At 62.5% G+C, this 3,807-nt stretch carries 3 protein-coding genes and 1 pseudogene; all 4 read right to left on the reverse strand.

Features of this window, described 5'->3' with window-relative positions; translation table 11 throughout:
* The coding region (locus tag CAPSK01_RS04590) for a class I SAM-dependent methyltransferase (protein ID WP_273703089.1) at nt 1-1,262 on the reverse strand (1,262 nt) is incomplete at its 3' end.
* A 62-nt stretch (nt 1,263-1,324) separates the two neighbouring features.
* The gene (locus tag CAPSK01_RS04595) at nt 1,325-1,744 is read right to left on the reverse strand and encodes a hypothetical protein (RefSeq protein WP_273703090.1); all 420 of its coding nucleotides are present in this window, start codon (nt 1,742-1,744) and stop codon (nt 1,325-1,327) included.
* A 269-nt stretch (nt 1,745-2,013) separates the two neighbouring features.
* On the reverse strand, nt 2,014-2,655 hold the full coding sequence (locus tag CAPSK01_RS04600) for a PEP-CTERM sorting domain-containing protein (RefSeq protein ID WP_273703091.1): 642 nt from the start codon (nt 2,653-2,655) through the stop codon (nt 2,014-2,016).
* Between the two features lie 203 nt (nt 2,656-2,858).
* Nucleotides 2,859-3,807, reverse strand: a pseudogene (locus CAPSK01_RS04605) (VanZ family protein); the annotation flags it as partial.

Consider the following 3,807-nt stretch of genomic DNA (forward strand, 5'->3'; position numbering starts at 1 on the left):
GTCTCGGAGAAATCTGCGAACAGGGTGCCATCGTCTGGCGCCTGGGCCTTGCCGTGCCAGTCGCGGCGGAACCGTTCGAAGATCTCGCCGAAACTGCGCCGGCCATCGATCAGGCGCAGGATCTGCGGCCCGTAGCGGCCGGGATTGACGGTCAGCGCGACGCCCGAATGCTGGTGCTGCAGCAGAAACGGCTGACCACGGCCACTGCCGAATACCCGCGCGGCGGTTTCGCCATCGAGTGGCTCATGAAAGAAGAAAGGGATGTACTCGGCATGGCCATACGGCGCGGTGCTGGCCGGACTGGAGGTCGCGTAGAGCACGTGCATCGTGATGCTGCCACCGAGCAACTCGGCCATGGCATATTGCCGCCGGCGCGGCAACTGGCGCAGCGCGCGCAGGATGTCTGGCGGTTTTGCGCCCAGCACCATGTGCGGCAGATAAGGCGCGCGGCCGCGCTGCACGTCGGTGAATTGCAGATGCAGGCCGTGGCCGTTCCCATCGGCGTCCCGCGCCAGCCAGTCGAACAGTTCATCTACGGAATAGGCGCGGTCCTGCGGATGCAGCAGCAGGTCGACCAGGCCGGCGTCGCCCTGCCGGTGGTCGTGGTAGAGATCTTCTGCACGCCGGAACCAGTTGCTGGCCGGCAGGCTGTCCAGGATCTGCCGGGTGTTGGCGATCTTGCGTGCCAGGTCGGATTCGCCGTCGTTGACCATGCGCAGCAGTTCCTGCATCTGGTAGACGCCGGTGCGGCCGGCTCTCGCATACAGCATCAGGGCGATCGCGCCATCGGGCTTGAGAACGGCGCGCAGCGCCTCCAGACCGGCATTCGGATCGGCCAGGTGATGCAACACGCCACAGCAATTGATGTAGTCGAAAGGCTCCAGCGCCAGGCGGGGCAGGTTGAGCAGTGAATCCCCGATCCATTCGATATTGCCCAGCCCGCGTACCCGTGCGCGTTCCCGTGCAATCGTCAGGCTGGCCTGGCTGATGTCCAGATGGACGATGCGTGCGTTGGTGCCCTTGAGTTGTTCGGCCAGGAAAATGGTCGCATCGCCGGTGCCGCCGCCGGCGACCAGCACCCGGAAATGATCGCGGAACGTTTGCCGGCCGGCAAAGCAGTAGTGGTTGACCATCGGCAGGTCGTCGAGCCAGGTCTGCACCAGGCGCCTGCCTTCGTCGGCCGGATCGCGGGCCGGATAGGGTTGCGCCTCGTACTGCGCTTTGACTTCGGGCAGGAAGTGGTGGCTGGGGCGCAGGGCCATGGGCAGTCTGGTCAGGACTGAATTCAGACCGCCTCTGTACGGCCCGTGCCGTCAGTGATCCCTCAACAGGCGCCGCCACCCAGCTTGATCTTGGCCCTGATCTCGGCCCCCCCGCTGCAGAAGCTGTGCGTCCCATCGCCGTTGTTATAGACCGAGTACGTGTAGATGCGGCCGTTGCCATAGTTGTGCGTGACGAAAGCGCCACGATTGGAGCCTGTCACCGTCCAGGTACCCACCTCTGCCGAAGGATCGACTTTGTCTGAGGGACCTCGCTTGTAGTCGATCAGCTTGCCTCCGGACTGATGAAGCTCCTGAGCTTCCATGGTGGGCACGGTTCCGGGCGGAACACACACGGTATTGTCTTTCAACAAGGTGGTGAGCGCTGGCTCATTGACGCGTCCAGTGCTACACCCCGCCAGCACACTGGGTGAAAAGCCGGCTAAGGCAACACCGAGAGTGACTCCAACAATCAAAGTTTTCATCGCAATGACCTTCAGGAATGAAATGGGACGGGACGGTTTCTCAAATGAAAAATGCTCGGCCGACGCGGTTTGGTCGCTGTCAATCTTGGCCAGTGCGGGTCAGGCTGGCGCCAGTCCCTAGCATGGGTGGCTGCAGCACAATGCGATCAGCGGCCGACACGGGGTGGGTCGGCATTTTCTGGCCGCCGCCGCAACCGGCTCGGAACGGGCCGAGCGGCGGGGTGTTCTTGATCATCCAAAGAATTCAGAAATTCAGACCAGACAATAATTCAAACCGGCCTTCGCTTGCGCGATGCCGCCACACCGACCAACCCTAAAGCGAGGAGGGCGATGGAATACGGTTCTGGAAGTGGTCCCGGCGGCGGTAGCGGAGCCCGAAAGTTCGAAATCGTGATCATCGCGGCCCCCCCACGATTGTCGATCGACTCGACGTAGAAACCGAACACGTCCCCCGCGACAACGGAAAAATCCAACGACCCGCCCTGACTGGCTGCCCCTGCGGTATCAGTCAGCCGTACCGGGGTACCGTTCAACATATAACCGGCGGGATCAAAAAACGCACCGGGTATAGGTGGTATCGAGAAGGGATCGCCTTCGTCTAGCGTGACGTAGCTCCAGTCGAAGTGGACCAGCCCAGCCCCCCCGGCTTTAATCGTGAAACTGGTCCGGGAAGAGAACGGATCAGCCGCGCCAGCGCCAATCACATCGGAGCCGATCACCGTGACCGAGGCCGGGGCGCCCGAAGTGTAGGTTCCCGTTCCACACTCGCTGGGAGAAGCGCAGGAATTGGTGAGCGCCCAGCTACCGGGGACACCATAGTAACCGCTGAAGTCGGCCGATGCCGGGACCGAAAAGCCAAGCAGGCCGGCCGCCGAAATGGCGTAAAGCAAGGCTGCACGAGATCGTTTCATGTTCGACCCTTTCATGTGGGATTACAAGACAGACAGCTGTTTGAAGCATTATTCGTGCCCGTTATAAAACTCCAATACAATCAACTGATTATCCTGGCAGTCAGCTTCTTCCCTCTTGCAAGTGTAAAAATTTCCGACAGCGAACCGACCGGGAAGTGCTCGGAACATTGCCGGAACCGTTGTGATTGCCGGCCCGATCACGCTCACGGCGCCCCCCGATCCGCCCTGCTTCCGCCAGCCCACCCCGTCCAGGTCAGCAGCAACAGCAGCAGAAGGAATCGCGGCGCGTCGATGACCGTGTCGAGGAGCGTGATCACCAGGACCCCCGACAAGGCGGCCAGAACGGCGCCAGCCCAGGCATCACCCGTCAATGCGCGGCGGGCGGTGCGTGTCATCCCCAGCCCGATCAGGGCCGCCATGGCCACGAGGCCGAGCCAGCCCTGGTCGAACAGGATGGCCACCGGCATGCTCCAGACATGCCAGGGCAGGTCCTGGTCGACGCTGAAAAACCATCGATCGAGCCCCTGTTCGAAGTCGCCATTGTGACTGATCCGGGTTCCGTCTGCTGCCAGCAGACGGACATTATCGACGTCCACACGGCCCTGCGATGCGTTGGCAAGCGATAGCTTGACCGGCCGCCGTGCCAGCCACCCGCCGCTACCGAGTTCGCCACTGGACAGGTGCCACTGCTGTGACTGCCATTGTCCGTCCCCTTCGGCAAGGTCGGCAGTCTTGAATACGCAACGCCCTGAAGTGAGCAGGAGTTTCTCGCACAGGGAGACGGAAACCCCCTTCCCCGCTTGGGGGCCGCGAACGCCAAGCTGCAGCAGGTATTCCTCACCGGCTGCGATGAGAATGAACTGTTCCATGTACAGGGGATTTCCCGTACCGAGCCGCAGGAAGGTATTGCCACGCTCGCTCTCCAGGCGATAACTGGTCGCCTTGGGCTCGCTGCTGCGCCAGTAGTGGGTCTCCGGGAAGCGGCCGATCCCCATTCCCAACAGGGCGGTGATCAGTCCCTGGTCGCGCATGGCCAGGGTATCCGCCCAATGGGCCCGGCGCGCGGCCAGATCCTGGCCGATGGCCGAGATTCGCTGCTGCGCAAAGGCACCGCTGTAGATCGGAACGGCTACCGCCGCGGCCAGGGCTAAC

It is taken from the genome of Candidatus Accumulibacter vicinus, assembly GCF_000584955.1.
Taxonomy (GTDB): domain Bacteria; phylum Pseudomonadota; class Gammaproteobacteria; order Burkholderiales; family Rhodocyclaceae; genus Accumulibacter; species Accumulibacter vicinus.